We start from the raw sequence: 26,047 nt of genomic DNA, 5'->3' as shown, positions 1-26,047 counted from the left end.
TTACCCTAAGGCACCATGATTTAATGAATTTTGACGACAAAAATCTATTTAAATCGGCCTTTAGCTGGCATCAAGCGTTCCGCCTGCATGCGGCACCAATGCACCAAGAATTGATGATCCATCTTCAAACAACCTTTGAGGAAAGGTTGTACGACATTGTGAGCGTGCCGCTGCAAACTCTACTGGATGATTTTGTGCAGTTTTCTGAGGTGGAGCAGGTTGGCTGCATGACCAAAGAGTTGCAGGCGGCATCATTTGCGCTACGACGCGCAGCAGAACAGTTGGACAACCAGCTAGCCAAGAATCACGCGACTGCGAAACTTGGCTGTTGCAGTTGGTGTGATGACCAGGTTCAGTATGCGGATCGAAACGAGAGTTGAGCGGAAGTGATGAATCTTAAGATTGAGATATCTACATGTTGCGCTAGAGCACAATGTTATATTTTCAATACGCCACAACCATGTTTTGCAATTTCCCCAAAAATGTAAAAGGAGCGTCTTAGGGTGGCCTTAAAATGCCGAAAAATAGCAATCAGCGGACTGTGCGCCGATGGGTTTTTAGGCTAATTTTACATTTTTGGGGGATGGGCAAATTTAACCAATCTCGTGCAATGACTTCAGGCTGCGAAGTGTCAGAGTCGAATAACATTAGTAATGTCCCATTAATCACTCCCAGCGCCCTACTCATTAAGATAGATACGATAGTGTGTTAAGCGTGAGTCACAATGGATGCAATTTATCCAGCAAAATTGGGCAATTTTCAGTGCAAATCAATAGAACCAACGTCTGCCGTTCCATGATGGCATCAAATTGTTGTAAATAGAGATAACGATCAATGTGATGACATCGAAAATATTTCCAATAAAATCAAATACTTACGAAAATAGAATGGCATTTATTATATGTAATAACGCGCCATTCGTGACAATATGCATATTACTGTTCTGGCTTCGGGCCCACTTACTCACACGGAGTATTTTGTCAGCTCTGCGCAAGCAGCAAGCTCAAAACTGGGGGGATTTGAACAAGTTCCGTCTCATCGCACAGGACACATCAGCACTGCCATAATCATCTGGAGCAAAAAATGGGTACTTCAAATAGTTGGTTTTATTGGGCATGCCTGTCAGCGATATTTGCCGCGTTCACGGCAATTTTCGCTAAAATCGGTATCAGAAATGTCGATTCTGACTTCGCCACCCTGATAAGAACTGCCATCATTCTTGTCGTTTTAATTGGCTTTGTATCATTCGCCGGCAAAATGAGTAACCCGGCCACGCTTCCGGCAAAAACATGGCTGTTCCTTATTTTGTCAGGCCTGGCTACAGGCGCATCCTGGGTGTGCTATTTTCGGGCACTGCAAATAGGTGATGCCTCAAAAGTTGCCCCCGTCGATAAAATGAGCCTGGTTTTTGTCGCCATATTCGCCTTCGTCTTTTTGGAAGAACGCCCTTCATCACAAGAATGGTTGGGAATAGTTTTGGTCTCAGCAGGAGTATTGGTATTAGCTTCGAAGCGATGATTTAATAAACTGGCGCGGAATCGTGTTGAAGAAATAAAGCGCTTTTAAAAACCTTCTCAGTTAACTTGCTCTCTGAATTTTTATACTCGCTAGCGGCACAGCAATATTGCTTGCAATGAGTTGCTATTGCCTGACCTGCCCTAACTGCTCTTCTGGCCCCGCCCTCTCCTTCCTATATCCTCTACCAGATGATCTGTCCAGGTAAAAATCTGCTTGCTAAGCTCATATCAAATATTGCATATATATATTTATAATAAGTCATTCAAATTCATTGACTTTTCCATAAGATAGCAACTAAAATTGTTTCATTAGTTGTCTTTTTTGAAGCATTTTATAGACGTACAGAAATGTTTTAAAGAGCGGCCAAAGTGGCATTGTTCTGACATTTTGAAGAATTAATCAATTCGTCACCAAAACAGTAACACCTGCAACAGATGAGTAATAAATATGGCATCCAGGCATGGATAGTCATCAAGGCGTTACAAAGTAGGCACAAAGTGTATTGAAGGCATCATCAGTTTGCGCGCAGCAAAGTGAAGCAAAACCCGCACCTGCCTTCAATTGTCTGAAAGAACAATCACGTCAAGATTTATCAGTTTCCACATGGTAAATGTGGGGATAGTTATATCGTCCCAGATTGTCGGCTATGGGGTGACAGATACAAATGCCGGCTTTTCTTATCAGGAGTTACTTTCATGTCTGCACAACATCACGTAGTTGAACTCACAAAAGCAAATCTGGTCGCTGCACAAACTATCACTACCAACCTGACACCAAACAGCAACTCCGTTGCTATCGCCAGTGGTGATATCAACAACCAGACTGGTGTTGCTTTCCAGTTCCAGGGCCGTGTTACTTATTGGAATCCTAGCGTTTCCACCAGTGCCACAACTGCAACACTGGCCAATGATATCGGTAACGGCGTAGTTACCTACAAAAAGGGTTTGACCGTCACTTATCAACCACTCCAAACCGCTTTCTATAACGTCCTTCTGGACGGTCAGGTGGTTGACAGCGGCACACTCTACAACTTTACTGGCGCAGTTCTGGGTACCTTCGCACGTAAAGATACCTGAGCAAAACGCTAAGCGACCCAAGTCGGGAGTCAGGCTGTTCCACCTATGTGGAACAGCCCGTTTGGCTTATTGTCGCCAGCAAAATACGGGTAGTGCCAATAGCACCAGATCAAAGCTGATTTGGCACGCATGGGTCTTGCGCTGCCATTTTGCACCCAGGTCTATGAGCTTCGCAGCATACGGCTGCGCAAAAAATCAAACACTTGCAAAGAGCGGAGTTCCTGATGATCGATTCCCCTGCATTCAACTTCTTATGCACTGATCCAGCCTCTCAAGCGAGTCTGTATGAAGCGCCCCGTGCAGCAATGGGAGCATGGTCGGGCTACCTGCTACCAGCAAATGGACAGACGCCGCCTGACTGCATTTCTTTCGGTGACTCTCTATCACCAGACAATAAAGCGTCTTATCTGTTTGCGCAGACACGTCCGCTGGCACTCGATACTGATCCAGGCAGTTTCATCAATGCCGTCAGCCAGTACCTGGCGATGAATACAGGTTCCTCCTCAACCATACTCTGGCTCAAAAGTGTCGATCCGCTGGAATTTGGCCCCTTCAATAACTATGGGATAAGCATACTGTATAACTCGGTAGACCAGTCTTTCACCACCAATTCCAACCTCAATGTCCGGCTGGGGCAAAATTTGCTGTTTAATATTTTGCTCGGCACTGGGATATATATAGACCAGGATAACGGCATGCTGAGGCTGTCGGCACCCGTTGCCACACCGCCTGCGATTGCTTTCCAGCGCGGATCAGGCAATCTTGGCATCCGCGTCACTGGTACCAATGGATTCATACGTAACTTTATTCCTTTTATCGGTAGCAATACCGGTTGCTGTACCTTCACCGCCAGCATTGATGCGCGTGCCGCCTTCGGTGCAAGCGGTTTGCCTGTGAGTCTTGTATACACTGCCGATGGCAAAGGGGGCCAGCGGCAATTCCGCTATCCCATTTTGACTGCTCCTGCGCAGCTGCCAAACAGCATCACCTGGATGGGCACTGTTGACCCACTGGACCCCTATAACCAAAAACTGACTGCAGCGGCGCAATTGGCAGGTGTTTTACGCACAGGTTTTCTGCCTACCAGCACCCCTGCCCTGCCATCTGCCTTTGTGAATGATTATGGCAACCAGATCAACCTGATTGCACTTGGTGCCAGCGATGGCCAACCGCCTTTCGCCGGTCTACAATCTGGCGCGCTGGCCCTGAGCACTGATGCGGCAGCGCCTGCCGACCCTTTGCTTGCCAATGCCCTCCTTACCCTGGCAGGACGCTTTGGCATGAACGTTGCCGGGCTGGCAGCGGGGGCACCGGCAAAACTGCTATGTGGCATTTTTGGCTCAGAGCGCATCAGCTTCAGCAATTATGATGCCAATACCGAGGCAACAGATAATGACTATCTGCTCTATCGCACCGGTTCGGCTGCGTATGCGCCAAGCTTTCCATTTGTCGATGCAACACTGGATCAACCCAATTCAGGCGCGGTGAGCACCGTACTGAATGCAACTCGCCAGACTTCTTGGGCGACCATATTGCAAGGCAGCAAATCTGCCGTGGTTTACCATGCTGAACCCGGTGGCAGCCCGCTATATGGACATCAGCGCATGAGTCAGTCCGCCAGCCCCCTGCTGCCATCGGCTCCCCCTGAAATGCCGCTACCACATGGAGCTGCCCTGGCATTTCCCTTGGTGCCATATGCGGCAATGTCATCGACTACTGCTGACGGGCAAACTCTGGCCGCGTTTGAAAGCAGCATATTGGCCGCGACGCGCAAGCGCATCATCTCGCAAGGTGCAAGCAGCTTGTGGCAGGCGAGAAGCCTGGTGCGCAAACTAGCAAAGCAGGGTCTGCTGACAGCAGACGGCAATACCGCTTATCGCACGACACCACAGGGGGCGATTGCTACCGTCTCCACGGTGCCAGCAGATCACGGTGCATTTTTATCAGTCACACTGGGGCAAACTGGCGGCTCACTGCCTTTTGGTTTCGAACTGCCAGATATTGCCTTGCAGGATGCACTGCAAACCAACCAGTTATTCCTGGTTGCCGTTAATCCTGCCAATCTGTCGACCGCGCCTTCCGTCTTCAGGAACAAGATCAATATTGCTGGCTGGAGCATGTCTGCCGAAGTAGGCCAGGGAGTCACGCCTACTGTCTATCGCAATGTGATGCTGCTTAAATACTGTAGTGGTAGTTTTAAGGACCGTATCAAGAACCCGAATGCATGGTCCAGTGCTGCTGAATTTTCGTTGCCAGCCAATACCGATACTGGCATGCAAGGCGTTGCCTATACTGGTTTGTCGCAATGGCTGCAAGACTATGTCAGCGCTGCTGAATTGATGGTGGCCAACAATAAAAACTCGCCTTACCGCCATTTTGTTGAACTGGTCAATGATCCGGCCTGGAACGGGGTGCTGGTCTTGCGGGCAGATCTTGAACCATCCAGCCTGCCAGCCGGCTTGCAAGGCATAGTCGCAGGGCTGGATTTACAACGCTTCACAGCACATCATTTTGGCTTTACGGCCAGCCGCGTGAATTTGCAGACAGATGGTAGCCTGACCTTCAACGGTGATTCAAGCAGCTTTGGCCTGATTGATTATCTGGACCCGCAATTTGCAGTCAACCAGCTTGCCGGTCTGCCTGCTGATACGCCGATTGCTCTGCCACAGACCGGCAATTATGCCTTCCGTGTCTTGCAATTGCAGGTCTTGTTTGACAATGCAGCCATCAAGACCTTCAAGAGTTATGTGCAGCTTGGTGTCAATCGCCTGCTTAATTCAAATGTCACGCTGACCAGCTTTGCAGGACAAAAAGCGCCATTCAATGGAGTGGTGTTGAATGGCAGTTATATTGACCAGAATGGTACTGGTGTCTACATCTTCGAACAGTCATCACCCACCATCTTTGCGCTCGATAGCAATGTTCTCAATGCGGTTGCCATCAACCGCATACAATTCAATTGCCTGGGCAATGTCGATGGCGGTGCTACTGTACTGAATCGCTTCATCGCCCTGGGTACACTGAATTTTGCGGCGCTCAAGGATATCAACAAAACGACGCTGGATGTACTCTCTTTTGGTGCCACGGAAATTACAGCACAGCCTCAGGGCCAGGGTCTCTCCTTTTCCAATCTGGTGATAGACATGCGTTATCCGCAAACCACACCCAATGCCGTGGTTTTCACCGAGGTCACTACCAACTTGGCTTACGATCTACAAGGCAGCAGCATACGCGAGGCCAGCCTGTTCCAGGGTTTTGGTCTGCAACTCAATAGCTTCATCGCGGCCAGTGATGGCCAGCTACCAGCCGATTTTGGTTTCTTGCCCGTTACTACAGCACTTAACCTGACGACACTGGAAGGCCCCTGGTATGGCGTGGTGTACAACGTCACCATGGGTGGCCCGGGCGCACTGGCGTCTGCAGCCGGTTTCAGTTCGCGTTTGCTGCTTGCCTGGAGCCCTGTCAGCAAGGCCGGTGAAGACAGCCATGCGCTATTTGTCGGTTTATCGCTGCCAGGCGCAGCCCCGGGTGCAAAACTGATCAGCCTGCAAGGTATCTTCAAAGTCGCTATCGACAATATCAGTCTGATGCGCCAGAAAGTACCGGGGTCCAGCAATGATGCCTTTTATTACTGCCTGCGTCTGGACAATATTGCCATCAAGATTTTTGGCATCGCCAAGCTCCCACCAGATGCGAATATTCAGTTTTTCCTGTTTGGCGACCCTGACAATACAGGTAGCCTGGGATGGTATGCCGCCTATGTTGCAGACAAGAGCAAGAATAATCAGGTACTGACAGAGCAGTCGCAATTGCTACCAATTTCTGAAATTCCTGACTACGCCAAACTGACAAATCTGCACGCAATCGAGCAGTCAAGCCCACAGAAGGCGACTATTAACTAATAGTAATAGATACAGTAATAGATAAGGATAAAGGCCATGACCAACATCGTGTACTGGAATATTGAAAACTTTGGCATCAACAAGTTCAATGACCCCAGCCGCAAGCGTCCCCGCTACGGGCAGGGCAAAAATGGCGGCAACAGCCCGGCTGTAGCTTCTGCCCAGCGACGCACTAATCTGGCGGCGATTCTGAATGCAACCCAGCCTGACATCATCGTCGTCGTTGAAGTTTCCAGCGGTGCAGGTGGCGGTGGCGATTTGGCCACCAACACTGGCGGTCTGAATGGGGCATCCTATATTCTCGATTTGCTACGTGCGAACCCGCTTGACCCCAATAATGCGGAATGGCGGCTAGTGCCGCCCTTGAAAGTTGGTGCTGGCGGGTTGACCGAGTCGGTGGCCGTGTTTTATCGCGGTGTATCAGGTACGGTAGGAACTCCTACGGAGGTGCAACGCTATTTTACTGGACCAAATATCTGGACAGGCGCCAATGTCTCAGTTGCAGCTGGCGCCCCTGCACCTTATCCGGGCGTCGCAGTTGGCTGGCCCAACATCCTGGAATTTCTTGATCCGCCCGGGGTGGTCGCCCGTGCCATACCTGCGGGGGCGCAATACAATGGCACACTGGCTGAAAGCACCGTGGCTGCCCGCATCAGTTTCGTGGCAGATCCTGGTGCCGCTGCTGCACCACCCGTTATCGGCGGCCTCATAAATTACAATGGCTTGCGCCAGCCGTATATGGTGAGTTTTGTTGAAGAAGACAATACCGGAGCAATCACCCGCAACCTGACTATCATTGCCGTTCATTCACCGCCCAACTTTATCGGCGCCACCAATTACATGAATGTCTTGTTGTCTGGTGCGGCTGATGTGGCTACTCCACCCGCTGCGCTCCACAATGAAGTCAAGATAGTCTGCGGCGACTTTAATCTCAATACCATCACAGCTCTGGGTGCCAGAACCAACGCCTACAATTCCCTGGTCGGCCTCAATTATACGGCCCTGCTTTATCCTCCCCCTGCCCTGCCTGGTGGTATCGCCCTTGAGTCTTATCAAGGTTATTTGGCGACGCATATCAAGCCAGCCCGCAAAAATGCGCAAAGAACAAAAAATTCCCGTTTCCTGTGGTCGGACAATACTGCAGGTGCGCCAGTACCCTCGCATTATCCAGGATACCGCTACATAGGCAGCGATATCGTCAATAATTTCTTTTCCATTGACAATATCCTGGTACAGCCAGCGCCAGGCGCGCCGCAATTCACCATCATGAATCAAGTCACAGGCACGCCGTTCAATCTGGTTGGTGGCTTGCCTGTAGGAGTACCAACAGGCACACGGATTATGCCGCATGGTTTGACCAATCTGCCACTCGCACCAGCAATCCCACCTGCTGGTCCCCTGCCCATAGCCTGGCCACAGGCCCCCGCCCCCAACTACGCAGCAGGGCTGGCGCGTTCGCTCAATGGCTGGAGCAATTACGGCAACCTGCGAGGCACCAGCGATCACCTCGCACTGTTTGCCAGTATCTGAATCGCATTTGAATCGACATTCATTCGACTGGCAACAGCATACTTAGTTTACAAGGAAGAAGTTCTCCATGGCCAATATTGATCAAGCACTTAATAATTTACAGACAGCCATCAAAACCGCCGCTGGCCTGGGAACATTTGCACTCGATGCCAACTTCCTCAATAAAGGCCTGGCTGATCCTGACGTCAAACTGCCAGAGAAGTACGATGACATCATAGGCCAGGCTTTCCAGATCAAGGCAGCCTCCTTTTTGATTGCCTGCCAGCCCGAGGCAGTAGGCCCAGTGACGGATGGCAGTTTTACCATCAGCAGTGCACAACTGCCCTTCATCGGCAACTTGCTCAATACTGCAGCGACACTGGTGTTTTCCAGCACCGCCAATGCTACGGGCGACAGCGTACTGGTAGTGCAGATACTGTCAATCCCCGCCAACTGGAGCTGGGGTAGCAGCTTCCCCTTCATGGGTGGCTGGCCATTTGACCAACTGGATTTGTCTGCAGTCCAGTTCATCTTTTCCACTGCCGATGGTGTCTACCCCTGGGCACAGAACGGTGGCACCAAAGTGTTTGGCGGTGCACGGCAAAACCTGATTGCACAAGTTCCCTTGCCTGCACTGGCTGTGCCCATGCTGGCCCTTTTTCCAGGACTATCTGCGCCGACTGGCAACCTGACACTGACAGGTGCATTGAACCTGGGCCTGTATGACGGCACCACATTTGAAACCGGCACGCTAATGCCCAGCGGGAATATCTCAGCCAGCCTCAGCAATGCAGAATTTGATTTCGCCGGTTACCTGAAAGTCAGCAATCCGTCACTGACACTGAGCATACCCGAACCTGCTGCCAAGCCAGAAGCCGGACAAACAGAACGCCTGCTATGGGATGCCGAGACACAAGCCCTGCTGGCCGATGCTGATAATGATGCAGATTCATCCGTAGATGTTGACCTTGCCCCCACCCTGGCCCTGACATGTGATCTGAAAATTGAAGGCGTGGATATCAGCACTTACCAGCTCGCGGTCATGCTGTTCCCCAATGAAGGTCAATCAGCAAGCTATTCAGTAGCACTGACTGCGGGTGAAGATGGCCCACCACTAAGCCCCGCAGTCGCCATCAGCCTGATTGGCGGCGGTGGCAGTTATTTCCGTGCGACACCGGCAGTGCTGCAACAATTCCTGAGTTCATTCGGTCTGGATGGCATGTCCATCAGTGGGGCATTAACTGCACCACCGAGCATCACCGACATCACACTGCAACTGGGTTCAGTGCCAGGCCTGAACTGGCAGCCCATACCGGCACCAACACCGGCATTGTCATTCACCATTACTTCTTTTTTCCTGAACTGGGCAGTCAGCCAGCCATTCAAAAATCCCAGGTTTACTTACCAGTTTGGCTCTACCTTCAAGCTCCTGCCCACGGTTTTCAAAAACATGGATGGCACTGATGGCGGCCAATTCCAGATCCAGTTCAATTCCGCTTTGCTGTTTGAGGCAGGTTTTGATGGCAAGGCCAGTCTTAGTGATTTTTTGAATGTGGTATCGAATGGTGCGGTCAGCCTGCCATCGACGATACAGGCAGAATTATCGAATATCAAACTGGCGCTGGATGGCACTGCACAAAGCTTTGAGTTTTCCAGCGACTTTGAAATAGAACTTTCTTTCCTGACCGTTGGCAACTACCCTATACTAAAAATCTCAGGTGGGGCTGTCAGCCTGTCGGGGCTGAGCGCCACAGCACCTCCAGGCAATAGCAATGTGCCAGTGACCACTGGAAGCGGTACAGCATGGGCGGGACAAGTATCAGGTTTGCTGGGGATAGGGCCTTTACAGGCCAATTGCGTGGTGGCCTATGACGGACAGCAAACACCGGCACGCTGGAACCTCTCGGCAGAATTAAGCCAGCCACTGGAAGTACAGGAGGTCATCAAACAATTTTTTGCAGCGGGCGGCATCTATGACTTCCCAGACTTCTTGCCGGGTGATTTGCGTATCCTGAGCTTTGCCATTGCATCCACCATACCGACAGGCAAGCCTTCACAAGCCCTGGCAACCAGCTACAGCATAGATACCAGCTTTTCCTGGAAATTCAAGTTCGGCGAGCAACAAGTATTTGGCCTCGACAAAGCCACCATCGGCGTCAAATATGATGGCAGCAAACCGCCTACACAGCAATTTTCCGGTTCAGCCACGACAACCTGGATTTACAGCGCCATCAACCTGAAGCTGACTTTCGGTTACAGCTTTCAGCCTACGGCGGAAGGTCCTAACAATATCCTGTTTGTCACCTGGGAAGGTTTTACAGCCAGCTATACTACCAACACCCAGATGCTGAGCTTCACTATGAAAGGCTGGTCACTGGGTACACTGATACAGTCACTGGTACGCACTCTGGGCGATCCTTACTTTACCCTGCCCTCTCCCTGGGATTTGCTGAACCAGATTTCACTTGATGGCCTGGCCATCAATGTCTCGCTCAAGGATGGTGTGCAAAACCGCCTGTCCGGCAGTTACACTCTCAGCAAACCGCTGAATCTTGGCTTTATCATCATCAACAAATTGATACTGACGCGCGACACAGATGGCAAGGTCATGTTGGCGCTTGATGCCACGGTTCCTCCTTTGCTGGCGGGCACCATGGGGCCATTGATAGACCCCAGCAAAGGCCAGAACGTGCAGAATATGCCACAGGTACCAGGCCAGGGTTCCAGCTATTTCAAGGTCTTTTTGCTGGTCCTGGGACAACGTGTCAGTATCTATGGTTCGCCGGGTTTTGACTCGACAGCAGCAGTCATCAAGGCCCTGCAAAACGTGCCATCGACAACGGGCAAGGATAACCCGGTCAATCCAGGCACTACCCAGCCTGGGCAGCCATACTACAACGCCAACAGCAACTGGCTGATCGCCGCGCATCTGGGGGTTTTACAAACGGCCGGTGTCTGGGCGGTAGACCTGCAACTGGTGTTCAACGATCCCAATCTGTATGGCATGCGCTTGGCCCTTGGCAGTCCAAAAATGGGTGGCCTGGCAGGTTTGATTGTGGATATCCTCTACAAAAAAATTACCGATGACATCGGCTTGTTCCAGATTGATTTCACCTTCCCTGACAGCATACGCAATCTCAATTTTGGTGCTGTCAGCGTGGTCTTGCCCATGATAGGCATCAAGATTTATACCAATGGCGACTTCGTCATTGACATAGGTTTTCCCTACAATCTTGATTTTTCCCGTTCATTCAGTTTCAGTGCCATTGTGTATGGTGTGCCGGTACTGGGTTCGGGCGGCGTATACTTTGGTAAATTGTCGAGCGCCACCGCAACCCAGGTGCCAAAAACCGAGCTGGGCAGCTTCAATCCTGTCATCATTTTTGGTCTTGGCCTGCAAATCGGGCTTGGGTATAACTTCGTCAAGGGCCCGCTCAAGGCTGGCTTTGCACTGACCGTCTTTGGCATTATCGAAGGTGTGATTGCCACCTACAGGCCGTACGACAGCAGCGACAACCTGCCTGCCGTCACAGGCAATACGGCCAGCGTACAAGAATCGCATTACTTCAAGCTCAAGGGTACGGTGGGTGTCATCGGCCTGCTCTATGGTGAAGTCGATCTGAAGATCATCTCGGCATCCTTGCTGGTGAATATCACCGTGTCAGTACAGATTGTGTATGAATCCTACCGTGCCATCCCCTTGTCGGTGACAGCTTCAGTCAAGATCAGCCTCAAGGTGAAGATAGATCTCGGCATCTTCTCTTTCTCTATCTCGGTGAGTTTCTCGGCAACAGTCAGTGCCAAGTTTGTCATAGGTTCGGACTCGCGTGCGCCGTGGGACAAGGCCAGGCCACTGAAAGGCCAGCGCAGCCATGCCTTGCCTGCCAGCTTCACGCATGCGGCCGATACTGGCAGTTATTCAATGCCTATGAGACTGGCACCTGTGCCAGTCAAGCCGAAGTTAAATTTATATGTCTCACCGCAATTCACCATACTTGCCCCTGAGAAGGCAACTACTTACCAGCAACAGCAAGGCGCTTTTGTCTGCCTGCTGGCGATGGATGCTCCCGATTCTACCTCGCCAGATGGTGGATCTGGCACCAGCTCTTTTGAATTGCTCTGCAAGACTTACTTTCCGTGGTTACTGAATCTTTTACAGAGTGAAAATGTCTTCCCGGATCAGCCACTACAATTGCCGGATGCATTGGCAAGCACAGTGAGCAGGGACAAGCTGGAATCTGACATGAACTGGCTGGGCAACTCTGCCAACGTCGCATTTACCATCAAGGAATTGCTGCAATTCCTGCGCGATGGTTTTGATATTGATATCCAGCCAGCGACGCAATTGGCCAATGCCACGCTGTTCCCGGGCTTTGATGGCTTGATATTAAGCGTGCCCGCCCCTGATGGCGGCAGCGCCCGCAAAACCATCACGCTGGAAACCTATGCAACGGCCAATGCCACATATCGCAAACTGGTCGCAGACAGCCTGCGCGAAGTTGCCGCGAATGTCGCATCCAGGCAAGGTGCACCTGAACAAAAGCTGCTGCAGGACGAAACAGCAGAATCCATGGCCGCCTTTATATTTGTGGATGTCTTCACACTGATAGGCCGTGCGCTGCTACAAGCGGGTATCGATGCATTCAATAATTATGCCTACCCTCTCACCAGTGCACAATCCATCAATGACATACTCACTACTCTCAATGGTTATGGCAATCTGCTTGATGTAGATGATATTGCCTTGCCCAATGCAGACTACAAACTGACAACAGACCTGCCCATCACCCTGAGCCAGCTCAGCGCGACCATACAGAGCCGGGATGATTTGAACACCGTAGCAGCACGCTACACAGACAGCACCACGCAGCGCTGGGCCACGACGCCCGCACAACTGATCATTGCCAATCCTGATGCCCGCATCCTGCGGCCCAACATCAGCTTCACAGTAGTTATTGGCAACGTTGTTGAGCCTTACACTACGACACCTGGCGACAGTTTTGGCAACATCGCCTCAGTCTTGCAAATAAGCCTGACGACGCTGTCAACCCAATCAGTACTGTACAGTCTGGCTGACTTGTTGCTGCCGACAGGGCAAATTGCCATACCTGATTTACGCTATAAAACTGCAAGCGACACCCTCAATAGCATTGCCGCTGCCTTTGCCATCAGTGTCAGCAGCATCGCCCAAAGCAATAGAAGTGTCCCTGATCTGTTTGCCAGGGATGAAGAAAACAGCCATCTGGCGGTTGCCAATCTCGACGCCCTGCCAGTCAGTCAGATATGGGATGCAATACAAACAACAGGTGCAGTAGGCCAGGTTGCCGCCCAGGTCGCGCGCTTTGTGACTTACGGTTTGCGTCTGCCCAAGGCAGACGGTCTTGATCTGTCAAACGAATTTTTGTATCCAGCGCAGCAACAGGAATACGCTCTCTACCAATTAACTGGCCAGCAATTCCCTGTGCCTGATGCAGCCAGCGCTTATTCCATCACGCTGTCACGCGCTGATGAATCACATGATATCAATCTCGACTTCATAAAATTCAACAACAGCAACGAAACAAAAATTGATGTCAAACTGGACGATGCCTACACTTTGCTCAGCAGTGTGCTCAGCTATGCCAGGTCAGGCAAGTTCCTGCCATCACCAAGTTGCCAGGCTCTGCCGCCAGTTGATTTCAAACCCAAGCAGTTTGTCAGCAGTTCTCATGCCGTCTGGAACAGTTCGGATCAAAACCGTATCAATGAGATCACCAGTCCAAATGGACAGGTGATCGATCTTGCAAACACGCAATCAGGCAGCGCAACGCCTTACCTCTGGAGTTTGCCGCAAGCCATGCTGGCTTCGATACAGGAGCGCCAGGCCACGCTGGAAACAGTGTTTGATGAAGACCAGTATGCCAGCCTGCTTCCGCTCCTGCCTGCCTACCTGCCACGCATAGGCAACACACCACCCAACAGCAGCAAGACTGTGTACACGGACATGCACAGCTATGCTTACGCCAGCCGTGTCGATTTCCAGATCACCCGCCTGCCTTCAAGCACAGCTCCTAGCCATGACAATAGCGCCACGCTGGAAGCAGCCACCAGCATGGCTACGGTATATCAGGTACTGGGCCCATCGGCAGCAGATGCACAGCGCCTGCAATTCTTGCTGACTGCCATCGCAGCACTGGGTGAAAATCTGGTATCTGGCTTATTCTTGTTATATAACCAGGGCGGCACCAGTGAGCCCAGCCTGACGAGCCAGGCAGACAGCGAATTCCTTGCCTTCCTGACGCAAACCAATCTGTCGACAGAAAGCAATCCTCCTCCCAGCTCGCAAGCTTTGCTCCGCGCGGTTGATGATGTGCCACAGGGCATAGCCAACACGCCTTCACAATTCATTAAATTATTGTGGGAGCAGTCTGTGGTTCGTGGTGGCGGTTATTATTTGTACTGGCAAGAACGTGCATCTGGCACTGGCTTGCCTGCATCCATCTTCGATGCAACAGGCACCGCCACCTTGTCACTGCTGGTTACCATTGCTCACAATACCCTGCCTGCCGGCGGCAGGGTAGTGCCTAACTTTGTGAACGCCTTTGTCAGCAATCAGAACATCGATTTGCAACAGGATGTCGTGGTACTGGAATCCCAGCTTGCCAGTGGCGACAGCCTGGCCTTGAAACAGGCTGCAAAGCAAAGCCTGAGCAGCCTGGGCCTCTTGTATGGCGTGTCCCCTGGCAGGCTGGCTGCCGCCAATGATGACAAGCTCCTGAGCCAGGATAGCGCGATTCCGGTGACAGGCATCGTCCATCAATTGAGCCAGGCCGATGCTGCAAATCCAGCCACCGCACTCGACAGGCTGGCAGCCTACTATGCCACGGGCATGCAGCCACCATTGATGACAGGTGCAAACATCGCCAGCTACAATCCTGGCGTCAGTGTAGCGGTTGGCAATAGTTTTGTGATACCGGCTTTCACCTACCTGGTCGGCGCTAGCGGCCCTGGCAATACCTTTGCCAGTATGGCAGCCTATTATCGCCTGTCACCTGAAGCACTCGCAGCTGGCGCAGCACAAATGAAAGGTATATTCCCCGATGGCACTGTGCTTGATATAGAAACCCAGGTACTCACCATACAAGCGAACCAGGACCCGGGCAATGTTGCCTTTGTACTGGAACGCGAGAATCCTGACAGCCAGCAATCTCGCCTGAAAGCCAGGGCCAATGCCAATGCCGACGATACCCCTGCCAGCTTGCTGTACGGACTCTACAATACGCTCTCTGCCGGTTTGCAGACTAACCCGTATTTCCTGTCCAGCCCGTATAGCCTGCCTTTCGGGCCGCAGGACTATGGCGATGATGATGACAGCCAAACTGATCGCCATGCCAGCCACCGGACTGCGATGCATGCCCGTAGTGCGCGTATGGCCCAGGCAGCAGAAAATGATTTCGAATATCGTCAGGCGCTTGGTTACAATGGAAAAAACAGCAAAGGGGAAATGTTTGCCCGCATCAATCCTGCTCCTTCAGTCGGCGGGCCAGGGCTGCCTTCAGCAGATGCCAACCCTTATGTCGGCGTGGGTACCTACACGTCGATTGCCCTGCGCTGGCAAGATCTGTTTGGCAATACCACGATAACACCGTTTGAGCTGGTACCATCCGGCTATAACGGAGCTCTCAACAATATGCCTATCCCCTTGCAATACACAGATCGCCTGATAGGCATCTCGTCCTGGCCAAAAACCCAGACCACTTATACCTTCAGCGGCACAGCCACTAGCCCTGCCCTGCAAATCCTGCTGCGCATGGATGGCAACCCATATACTGAACGCCAGGATATCCTCAATGACCTGGCCAGCTACCAAAGCATCTATTTCCAGCTGAACCAGGATTACACTGGTCTCGGCGTACCCGGCCTCAGCGGCAATGCGGTCAGCATGAGCCTGGTCAACTCTTTGCTGAGCTCACCGGTAACAGAACTCAACCCGTCGCAAGCCCAGATCATCCGGGATTATGTGGCCGCCTGTACAGCTTATTTGCAAGCACTGCTGGATGCAGAACCGCAGGCAAATGCACCACTGGCACTGGCGCCGATCAGCAGTCTGAGCTTGCCTATCTCGCTTGCCGCCATCGTCAATGAGAATCTGATTGCCCTTGACGTGGCATTGGTATTTACCCGCAAGGCAGAATTGGTGACACCCCAAATTGCCGCACTGGTCGACGGCGTTTCCGTCAGCAGCGCCATCCTGCCGCAAGCTGATAACAAAGCTGACACTTCCAGCTACACCCAGTTTGCCACGGCGCTGGAAACCTGCCTGCAAACGGCAGACTGGTATATGAAAGCCGGCAATGGCCTGACCCAGGCTGGCAATACAGAACGCCAGCAGACTCAGCAAATTTTTGCAGTCAGATTTGGCCGCAGTGCCGGTAAAGGTATTTACTTCCAGATCGCAGAAAAAGCTGGCTATTATGCACCGCTGCCTATTGCCAAGTCACTGAGCAGCAATACCGTCAGCATCAACACCTATCCTGACAATGAAGAACAGACCCTGAGTTTCAATGGCATAGACCAGAACCTCTGGTTTGAGAACTGCCTGAATGCAATTGATAAATTCCTGTCCCCTGGTTTTGCGCCTGCCGCTTTCATCCTCGACAAAATCAATCAGAGCAAAGATCCGCTCAAGGACGGTGATCTCGGCAAGGTGCTGGCAGCCAAGCAAAAACTGGCAGATGCCATCAGCACCACGGTCAGCCCTATCTTGAGCACATCTGCTGGAGACAGCTCCACGCTTGCCAGCGCAAAAGAAACCATGCGCCAGCAATTGCTCAATACTCTGGGAACTGCCTTTAGTGCAGGTGCAGTCGTGGTCTATGGCCTGGAACAGGTTGGCGGAGCCGATGGCAACGGCCCATCTGGCCCACCTGCCCTGTATGGCCAGCCTACGGCAGCAGACGGTGCTGGCACCAGTGGTAGTGCTGGCAAAAACCAGAATTACAGTTTGACACCAGCCCGTATTCCGCTCGCCAGCAATGCTGGTGTGCTGCCAAGGCTGGCCTTCAATTTTGTGTCAAAAAATGTGGCTGACCAGGCGTATGTTGCCCTGGATATGAACTACCAGATCACGCACATGGAATTTGACCGCAGCAGCATACCCGGCATCAAGAATTATGTTGCCAGCCAATGGCTGGGCTTCATCAATGGCCCGCTGGTATTTGCTCTGGGCAAAGATACACAATATATCCCTGTCATGAACCGTGCTTTGCCGGTGCCGCCTACGGCAAACAACCAGACTGCGGTCGCGTCCACCAACAACTCTGGCACGCTCGCGCCAGCAGATCTGGCGATGTGGGACTATGGCTTCAACTACATTTACCAGCAAGCTGCACAGGATGCCATTCATATCAACGTCGTGCTGAATGTACCTGGCGCAGTACAAAACAAAACCGCCGTCAAGAAGACAGATTTGTTTGGTGCGCTGGCAGAGTTTGTCACAAATTACCCCGCCATTTCAGCCGATCTTGACAATTACCTCGTCAAGATCGATGGGCAAACTGATGACGAAGCACAGGTCAAAAAAGCCACCCAGGCCACCAATGCCTTCCAGGCTCTGGTAAACCAGGTGGCCGATGTGTATGCCGGACAATTTGGCCTATTCAAGGCTGCCCAGGCTACCGGTGTCGGCAGTACACCCATCACATTTGATGCCCTGTTAAACAGCGACGCCAATGGCAATGCGCAATACGAAATCGTCAAGCTCAGCATCAGCGGTGTTGCGGCTACCTATGACAGCAACAGCCATACCGTCAGCAATGGCTTCGTCACCCTGCCCGCACCAGTAATGGAAATCCTGCCCCAGCAATACCAGGCCACACCAGTATCACCAGTGCCACCGGGTGCCTTGTTTGCCTATACCTATCAACCCATACCACCAGCCAGCGGTGATCCTCTGTCTTATGACGAGGCCAAAGATCTCAGCAACTGGGCAGTGTCCGTGCCGGGCTTGAATGTGATGATGTATCAAAATGCGCAGTCATCCATGTACATACAGCGCAACAAGTTTCTGTTCCCGCTGGAACAGGCGGCTACGGTACAAACCATGCCAGAGTTTTTGTATCAGACACCGGAAGTCAAATTCACCGACCCCATCTTGCCGCTACTCAGCTATCAGCAATATGATTTGCGCCAGCTCACTCCTCCCGGAGGCAATGACATCAAATCCTATGTCAGCAACTTCTTTGAAGAGTTATTCTATGGCGCAAGCGGGCAAATGAAATTGACCATGACAGGCAGTTATTCATATAGCCTGGTGCCATCCATGCCCGACATGGCACGCACCAGCCTGCCCATCAATCTCTTGCCATCGACCACGATACAGATAGACCCGGCAAAACCACCAGCCCTTGCCATGGCCCTGACTGAACAAGTGGCTAAGTGGTACGCAGACAATCAACCGACAACGACAGGCGCAGCCTCGATGGACTTTGGCCTTAAGTTTTTCAGTGCGGGTGAGCCTGAGCAATTATTGCTGGCGATAGATCGCCTGCACTGGAAGGTCGTGAGTAATTGAACGCTGGATGAATGGTTCGCTGCCTGGTCCATTCATCCAACGTCATTAGCTTGATCAGTAAAGCCAAGGAAGCAAGCCTGCCAGCAATCAAAACATTCCGCCCGGAGGTGCCATGAAGTCGTCGAGCATCAGTTGCGAAACCTGGGTGCAATGAAATACAGCAATGACTTTGCCAGTCAGATTGTATTCTGTCATGTCATCCATGATGGTACCGCTGAGCAAAACCAGATATTCAGACGGGCTGTTCATGACCATGTTCAGACTTAGCCCCTTCTTGAAGGTGACAACAGCATTGCCAGCATCCTTGCCCAGTAGCAGCGCAATATTGGCACTCGACAAAAGCGCAAACCAATAGGACTGCCCATTAATTTGCAAGGTCACCTGTGTGTCGCTGTTGATATCACCAGAAGCCGTCGTACTGGAACGGCTATTCGGTGACAAGGGCATATTTTGCGTAGTACCAACACAACCACTACCTGTCTGCGCCCAGCCGGGCGTAGCGAAGCTGCTCGCCAGCACAAAAAAAACCAGCAGGCACAGCCGCAATTGGTTGGAGCAGTTTGTTGTTAATCGCAATCGCATGACATCACCGGATAGAGAGTGCAAGAACGCACTCAAGCCAGATATTAACAATTTCATAATCAGACTAAAAGAAAAATCATCTTTTTGTGGCGTTGTTGTCAAATTTTCAAAATGATACTCATCGATGTCAACATGGCTTTAGCTCAGGACGACCACATTGTCGTTGCAAGTACATATAAGTCATGAACGTGCGCGGCAGCAAGCAAAATTGTTGCCCCTCTACTCTTCCCCCTCCCCGGCAAGTATCAATCTCCCATGGACGCATTTCACGTTGATCAATGATTTTTGCAGGTATTTTTTGCTGGCCAGCGGGGCCTGGGATCCAGACTCCTGGCCTATCAAATCACTTTTCCAGATTGCTTCGCGCACTTGCTTGTGATCAACTTGTCCACTGGATTGCAAACTGCTACCATGTACTCGCCAAGGCAAACAGGAGGTGGCTGTGGAAGCAATGATATCCGTCCCTCGTCCCAAAAATGAGTCAGAACGGCTCGCCGCTTTACGTCGCTACCGCCAACTGGATAGAGTGGCGGAGAAAGATTTTGAGCTGTTAACCAAGGTTGCAGCCGAGATTTGTGATGTGCCTTTTGCGCTCATCTCCTTGATCGATGACGATCACGTCACAAGCGTAGCCAGCATAGGTATGCCAAACGCTGTTCTGGCACGAGATGAAGCTTGCTGCTCCTGGGCCATCTTACAAGACGGCCTCCTCGAAATTCCCGATTTGAGTCGCGACCAAAGAACGGCCAGGCTACGCTTGATGACTGAAACTGGTATGCATATGTATGCAGGCACCAGCTTAAGCACAAAAGATGGTTTTCATATCGGCACCTTATGTGTTTTGGATAAGAAGCCACACTCCTTGAATAATCATCAGCGCGAACTTCTTTCCGGTCTGGCGCGCCAGGTGATGGCATTGCTTGATCTGCGCGCTCATGAACAGATGTTGATGGAAGCATTAGTCCGGGAACAATATCTGGCCTCGGTCGACATGTTGACCGGTTTACTCAACAGGCGTGTGCTTTTCGAGCGTTTTGACGCCGAGATTGACCGTAGCCGCCGTTATAGCACGCCATTATCAATGGCATTGATAGACCTGGATCACTTCAAGTCGATTAATGATACATTTGGCCACGCAGCGGGTGACGCTGTTCTGAGCAGTGTCGGTGAAATTGTAAAGACAAGCATACGTTCCAGTGACATAGCTGGCCGCTACGGTGGCGAAGAATTGTGCGTGGTACTACCTCAAACCACAGCTGAAGGTGCATACGCCCTGGCTGAATCGCTGCGCAAACAAATCGAGGAAAGCATGATTTCTATCGATGGCAAGACGATTACGGTAACTGCCAGCATAGGCGTGACAACAATGCAAACCAACTGCAAAGGTGCCCTACAAATTCTTAACGCTGCCGACGAGGCACTTTATCAAGCCAAGCATGCTGGTCGTAATAAAACCGTACTTGGGTGAATGGTATATTCATTTCGCTGTCGCCTTCCAGTATCGATCTATCCATTGCTGATGCGTAGGCATCGCGGCTACGGCATGCATGAATGTGGTACGCATGCCTTCGACGTAATCGAGCAGCTTGTCTTCGGGCATGTCATCGACGATGGAGTGGTAGCCTAGCGGCGTGATGCGTTGGCCCAGCATGATCTGAACCCAGCTCGGTAGCGCAAAAAAATCTTCGCCGTTGCGGAAGTAACGGCCATCGTAGCGGAACAGTTCTATCGCCTCGCGCAAGCTGTCGGGGATTTCCATGCTGCGGCAATGCTTCCAGAATGGCGTGTCCTCGCGTTCAGTGGCATGGTAGTGAAGGACAAGGAAATCGCGGATACGTTCATATTCGGCCACCGATTCGCGATTATAGCGTTCCGCCAGCAGCGGATTGAAATCGCTCTTCGGAAACAGACTCAGCAAGCGGGTGACACCTGACTGAGCCAGGTAGATACTGGTCGACTCCAACGGTTCGAGGAAGCCACTGGCCAACCCCAGTGCCACTACATTCTTGTTCCAGAACTTTTTACGCATACCGGTTGTAAAGCGCAATTGGCGCGGATCAGCCAGCGCCTTGCCATCCAGATTGGCCAGCAGGGTCGCAGCGGCTTCGTCGTCACTGAGATGCTGGCTGGAATATACATAGCCATTGCCGACCCGGTGTTGCAGCGGTATGCGCCATTGCCAACCCGCCGCACGTGCGGTAGCGCGCGTATACGGTGTGATGGGATCGACACTCTCGCTAGGCACTGCCAGGGCGCGATCACAGGGTAAGCAGTGTGACCAGTCGACATAGCCGGTCTTTAGTGTTTGCTCAATCAGCAAGGCACTGAATCCTGAACAATCAATGAACAGTTCGCCATCGACGACTGCCTCGTTTTCCATCCTCACTGACTCGATAAAGCCGTCGCTGGCGCGCTGATTGACACCGACTATCTTGCCCTCTATGCGTTGCACGCCGCGGCCTTCTGCCAGCTCGCGCAAATAACGTGCATACAGAGTGGCGTCAAAATGATAGGCATAGGCGATGTCGGCCAGCGGTGAATTGGGTGCTGCATTCTGGTCGCCAGGCGCGAACTTGCCGAGTGGTGCCATCACCGTTTGTGGTGAATAATCGCCTATCGGTGCCGCGCGGCCAGATAGAAACAGCTTGAGCCAAAACTGATGAAACGGCAGCGGCCCCAGTGAACGACCGATAGCCCCAAAGCCGTGAATATAGCTGTCACCTATGCGGCCCCAGTCATTAAATTGTATGCCTAGCTTGACGGTGCCCTGGGTACGCTTGACGAACTCCGCTTCGTCTATACCCAGCCATTGCCCGTTGAATAATCTGATGTGCGGGACGCTGGCCTCACCAACGCCGACGATGCCTATCTCTTCTGACTCGATCAGGCGTATGATGCTTCCCTTGCCCAGATAAGTGACCAGGGCTGTAGCTGCCATCCAGCCAGCGCTGCCGCCACCGACGATAGTGATCTTGCTGATGCGTTTGTTCATGGTCATTGCATCTCCCAGAAAAAAACGGCAGTGGCCGCTTGGTCGACCACTGCCTGTAAAGACACTCCCCGGCCTTGCGGCGCGGGGAGGTAGCGGGTTGGAACTTATAAAGTTGAACCTGTTTACGATCTGTAGCGAGCGGGCGTCAGCGGGGTGAAGAGCAGCGCATGAGCCTCGATCACACCCGCGCAGTAAGATCGTAGACAGGTTCTTAGAACTTATAATTCAGGCCTACGTATATAACACGACCAGCATAGCCATTGGAGTAGAAGCGGTCCTTGGTGTCGTTGCCGAGGTGGGAACTGGACTCTGCCTGGGTCAGGTTCAGCACCGAAGCGGTCAGACTCAACTGCGCGTTAAAGTTATACGCTGCGTTCAGGTCCAGTTGAGCGTAAGGGTCCTGATACACATTCAAGCCATTGACCAGGCCGCCTACTACTTCGCCACGACGGTTGTACGAAGCACGCACCAGGTATTGGTCGTTGCTGTAAAACACGGTGAGGTTGGTCTGGTTTTTAGCGCTGCCAACCAATGGTGACTTGCCAATTTCCTTGCCATCCGCCAGCGTGATCGCAGCCTGGTTGGTATTGTTGTAGGTATAGTTAAACTGGAAGCCCAGCCCGGATTTCAGCGTATGCTGCGCATACAATTCGATACCTTGCGAGACTGCATCGCGGCCGCCAGCACTGGTTGAGTAGTTTTGCACCGTCACAGTGCTACCACCGACGACCATGGGCATGCTCAACACGACAGGCACTGCGAAGTTGCTGACATTCTTGCGGAATACGCCAGCACCAAGCACAGAACCACGATGGAAATACCACTCCAGTCCCAGGTCAAACTGGGTAGCCTTGTACGGTTCCAGCGCCTTATTGCTACCCTGGCCGAACCAGCCCTGCTGGTCGGCACCACCGATCAATCGACGGTCATTAACATACTCCTGGCTATAATAATTCAGGCTACCAGGAGATGCGATGTCGCCATAGCCTGGCCTTGCCACAACCTTGGACGCGGCTGCGCGCAACACCAGATTGTCACGGAGATCATAGGCCAGATTAAAGCTTGGCAATACATCAGTGTAGCTACGATCAAGCGAACTGACTACAAATGAGGATTTTCGTCCCGTACTTTCCGGCAGCGTGGTATAGCCGCTAATGCAACCAGATCCAGCCGGAGCACCGGTGGCAGGCAAGCCGCCTGCGCGGCAAGGTGCTGGTGTACCATTGGCACCATTGAAGAAGTAATCGTTGTAGTAATCTACCTGATCGGTCGAATCGGCATGTTGTTTTGTCTGCACAAGTCGCAGGCCGACATTGCCACGCAGGCGATCGGTCTTGATATTGGCCTGCAGATAAGCCGCTGTAATCTTTTCATTGACGTTATAGACAAAATTATCTTCGTTACGCGTCCGCATTTCACCATAAGTCTGGTTCAGGTGAGCTATATACGCAGGAAAATTGATGGCCGGGAATGCGCTGGCATTAAAGCCGCCTGCAATATTGTCCAGCGATGTCGGGTAGAGGAAACCAGGCTGGAACTTGGATGCACTCGAATCACAGCCTGCCTGATAACGATTGTCGTAGTTGCTCCCATCAGTGCCCTTGCAGGCCCAGTAGTTGTTGCCGGTACTACGGTGAGTGCCGCCATCACGGTATTTAACACCGAACTGCAAGGAATCCAGCCAGTTGCCGTCGGTATGCCAGGTAAAGTCGGCCTGTGCATATTTTTGTTCGGTACTGTTCTTGGTCCATGATGACGAGGTTGAGCCCAGGTCGATTTCACCTATGCCTTTTTGCAGGTTGGCCATCAGTTGCGGCGAAAACACCATGCTTGGTGTGCCGACCGTGCTCCATGAACTGGCATAGTTCCCCAGCGTCCAGCTGTTGTCGGCATTTTGCATACGTGGTTTGATCGGCATGGTGAATTGCATCTCAGGGCCACCACTGGCCCAGGTACGACCGCCCTTGAAAGTAGCGTCGACAGATGTGCCGCGCCATTCCGCTTCAAAATCGGCAGTTTGCGACAAAGAACGTTCACGGTTATAGCTGCCTGTGATTTGCGGTGTTGGTATGGTGCAGTCATCAGGACCAAAACCACCGGTGTTTTTAATGCCACCTGCTGCTGCCGCATCGCCGCTGCAATAATAGGTCTTGCCAGGGCGTGCGCTATATTGGGCACCTGTGACGATGGTGCCACTACGGTCAAAAGTCAGGCTATCAAGCATGCGACCACCGGGCCAGTTGCCATCACCGTCATAGCGAGCGATGTTCCATTCTGGAATCTTTAAGGTATTGGTCTGCGAGTTTTGCGACAGATCGAAACGGAAGTAGTTAGCCGTCAGATTCAGGTTACGCACAGGTTTGAATTGCAGCGTCAATTGCCCACCTTTGCGTTCACGGTCCTCGCTCTTGACGTCAAGATTGACCGAGGTCGGCATCATGAAATTGCTGTAGTACTTGCCACTCTGGTCGTAAAAACCAGACTGCCCCCACCAGCGCGAATTCAAGCCCGATGGTCCGCCATTGACATCAACTGCGGGATGGGTCTTGTAATTATCTGCGTACCATTGCCAGTTTTCTGTACTGGCTCCCATTGTACGCGTGGTACGTTTTTGCTGGGTATAGCCAAACAACACGCCCAGGCGATTATCTTCATCATGCCAGGCATACTGGCCAGAGAACTGGCCATCAACTTTCTTGCTGGTATCAGCCCAGGTGCCTTCAGCTGAAACAAAACCACTGTTGGATTTGACTTCCAGCGGGCGGCGCGTGCGCAGGATCACCGTGCCACCTATGCCACCTTCATCAAGGCGCGCTTCCGGTGTCTTGTACAGCTCGGCACTTGAAAGCATATTCGACGGCATCAACATATAGTTGAATGAGCGGGTCGGGTCGCCGTTGGATTCAGCTGTGGCGATGTAATTGCCGTTCAACTGGGTCAGTGTCAACTCAGACGACAAACCGCGAACACTGACATTTTTACCTTCACCACCGCTGCGGTTAACGATCACGCCCGGTACGCGCTGCAATGCATCGGCCACGTTTTTATCGGGGAATTTACCGACATCTTCAGCAGTGACGACTTCAACAATGGCGTTGGCTGAACGCTTTTGATCAAGACTTTTCTCGATGGCATAGCGGTAGCCAGTAACGACCACCGATGCAGGCTGCTTCGCTTCTGCTGGAGTCTCTGTTGATTTTTCGGCAGTTTTTTCAACGAGCACAGTTTGCGCGTGCGCAGTTGAAAGAGCCAGTAGTGCTGCACCCACGGCCATGGCAATAGGTGTTGCGCGGTAGCGGCGCTGGTGTGAAGCGAGATGTTTGCTGAAGCTCATGTATGTCTCCTGGTTTGTGCCCAACGACGGGCTTTTTATATGGCGCTGGCAGGGTTCTCTTCATTCGTGGAACAGGCGGTTACCTTTCGCAACTGTTCGCTTTCCCAATTTGCCTGCAACGCAAATTAGTGAGAGTCCCGACGATTTACTAAACGACATAAAACGATTCCGTATGTCGTTGGGCAGCGCATTGCACCCAGAGATGTTTATACAAAAGAAAATACGGCACTGAAACAAGATTTCAAAATTAGGCTGAAGTTTAGTTTGATTAGTAAACGAAACTCACAAGAGGCGTGTGGCGATTCCGCCACATTTACCGGACACAAAAAGCTCAAATCCTCAGGCTCAGCTTGCGCCCCATAGACAGGTATCAAGCCGAGACGCGCGATACGCTTTTTTGGAAAAGAAATAGCAAGAAATCGTGTCTTTACTGTTTTATCCGCACGACAGACTTGAATCATGCAGCCTTGGACAAGCCTGCACGACACCAAAAATACTGCAAGTCAGTAAACCTATCGAATGAGCCGCTCTTTGTTTAGTGAACTTTATAAACAAACACGCTTTTTGGGGATTTAATTGAAG

The 26,047-nt window shown here is 51.8% G+C and carries 10 protein-coding genes; 7 read left to right on the top strand and 3 right to left on the bottom strand.

From position 1 onward, the window contains the following. Positions 1–23 precede the first annotated feature (23 nt). The 6 genes from DFR42_RS03075 (at position 24) to DFR42_RS03050 (ending at position 18,557) form a co-directional block, all read left to right on the top strand. Complete coding sequence (locus DFR42_RS03075; protein ID WP_110253459.1) at positions 24–380, top strand: hypothetical protein; 357 nt, start codon at positions 24–26, stop codon at positions 378–380. 703 nt (positions 381–1,083) lie between these two features. Then, the gene (locus DFR42_RS03070; RefSeq protein ID WP_110253458.1) at positions 1,084–1,518 is read left to right on the top strand and encodes an EamA family transporter; all 435 of its coding nucleotides are present in this window, start codon (positions 1,084–1,086) and stop codon (positions 1,516–1,518) included. 695 nt (positions 1,519–2,213) lie between these two features. Further along, positions 2,214–2,594 (top strand): hypothetical protein, encoded by a 381-nt coding sequence (locus DFR42_RS03065; RefSeq protein WP_110253457.1) that lies wholly within the window; start codon positions 2,214–2,216, stop codon positions 2,592–2,594. A gap of 224 nt (positions 2,595–2,818) precedes the next feature. Continuing rightward, positions 2,819–6,496 (top strand): hypothetical protein, encoded by a 3,678-nt coding sequence (locus tag DFR42_RS03060; protein ID WP_110253456.1) that lies wholly within the window; start codon positions 2,819–2,821, stop codon positions 6,494–6,496. A 36-nt stretch (positions 6,497–6,532) separates the two neighbouring features. After that, positions 6,533–8,026, top strand: coding sequence for a hypothetical protein (locus DFR42_RS03055; RefSeq protein ID WP_110253455.1), 1,494 nt, complete (start codon positions 6,533–6,535; stop codon positions 8,024–8,026). A 67-nt stretch (positions 8,027–8,093) separates the two neighbouring features. Beyond that, positions 8,094–18,557 carry a peptidoglycan-binding protein gene (locus tag DFR42_RS03050; protein ID WP_110253454.1) on the top strand — a complete coding sequence of 3,488 codons (10,464 nt, stop codon included), beginning with the start codon at positions 8,094–8,096 and terminating at the stop codon, positions 18,555–18,557. Between the two features lie 87 nt (positions 18,558–18,644). Here DFR42_RS03050 and DFR42_RS03045 read toward each other — a convergent pair whose 3' ends face one another. After that, complete coding sequence (locus DFR42_RS03045; RefSeq protein ID WP_146218777.1) at positions 18,645–19,139, bottom strand: hypothetical protein; 495 nt, start codon at positions 19,137–19,139, stop codon at positions 18,645–18,647. A gap of 451 nt (positions 19,140–19,590) precedes the next feature. Here DFR42_RS03045 and DFR42_RS03035 point away from each other — a divergent pair, with 451 nt between their 5' ends. Then, on the top strand, positions 19,591–20,607 hold the full coding sequence (locus tag DFR42_RS03035; protein ID WP_110253451.1) for a sensor domain-containing diguanylate cyclase: 1,017 nt from the start codon (positions 19,591–19,593) through the stop codon (positions 20,605–20,607). A 9-nt stretch (positions 20,608–20,616) separates the two neighbouring features. On the opposite strand, the gene DFR42_RS03030 is transcribed toward DFR42_RS03035, so the two are convergent. Beyond that, positions 20,617–22,137 carry a tryptophan halogenase family protein gene (locus tag DFR42_RS03030; RefSeq protein WP_110253450.1) on the bottom strand — a complete coding sequence of 507 codons (1,521 nt, stop codon included), beginning with the start codon at positions 22,135–22,137 and terminating at the stop codon, positions 20,617–20,619. A 205-nt stretch (positions 22,138–22,342) separates the two neighbouring features. After that, positions 22,343–25,465: a TonB-dependent receptor gene (locus DFR42_RS03025; RefSeq protein WP_211324133.1), complete on the bottom strand. Its 3,123-nt coding sequence runs from the start codon at positions 25,463–25,465 to the stop codon at positions 22,343–22,345. Between the last annotated feature and the right edge of the window lie 582 nt (positions 25,466–26,047).

Source organism: Undibacterium pigrum (assembly GCF_003201815.1).
Taxonomy (GTDB): Bacteria; Pseudomonadota; Gammaproteobacteria; order Burkholderiales; family Burkholderiaceae_D; genus Undibacterium; species Undibacterium pigrum.
Note: the sequence above shows the minus strand (reverse complement) of the source record. Positions and strands in the feature narration are given on the sequence as shown.

Coding starts and splice junctions, on each gene's coding strand:
- DFR42_RS03075 (WP_110253459.1), top strand. CDS start 24: ATGAATTTTGACGACAAAAATCTATTTAAATCGGCCTTTAGCTGGCAT.
- DFR42_RS03070 (WP_110253458.1), top strand. CDS start 1,084: ATGGGTACTTCAAATAGTTGGTTTTATTGGGCATGCCTGTCAGCGATA.
- DFR42_RS03065 (WP_110253457.1), top strand. CDS start 2,214: ATGTCTGCACAACATCACGTAGTTGAACTCACAAAAGCAAATCTGGTC.
- DFR42_RS03060 (WP_110253456.1), top strand. CDS start 2,819: ATGATCGATTCCCCTGCATTCAACTTCTTATGCACTGATCCAGCCTCT.
- DFR42_RS03055 (WP_110253455.1), top strand. CDS start 6,533: ATGACCAACATCGTGTACTGGAATATTGAAAACTTTGGCATCAACAAG.
- DFR42_RS03050 (WP_110253454.1), top strand. CDS start 8,094: ATGGCCAATATTGATCAAGCACTTAATAATTTACAGACAGCCATCAAA.
- DFR42_RS03045 (WP_146218777.1), bottom strand. CDS start 19,139: ATGCGATTGCGATTAACAACAAACTGCTCCAACCAATTGCGGCTGTGC.
- DFR42_RS03035 (WP_110253451.1), top strand. CDS start 19,591: ATGATATCCGTCCCTCGTCCCAAAAATGAGTCAGAACGGCTCGCCGCT.
- DFR42_RS03030 (WP_110253450.1), bottom strand. CDS start 22,137: ATGACCATGAACAAACGCATCAGCAAGATCACTATCGTCGGTGGCGGC.
- DFR42_RS03025 (WP_211324133.1), bottom strand. CDS start 25,465: ATGAGCTTCAGCAAACATCTCGCTTCACACCAGCGCCGCTACCGCGCA.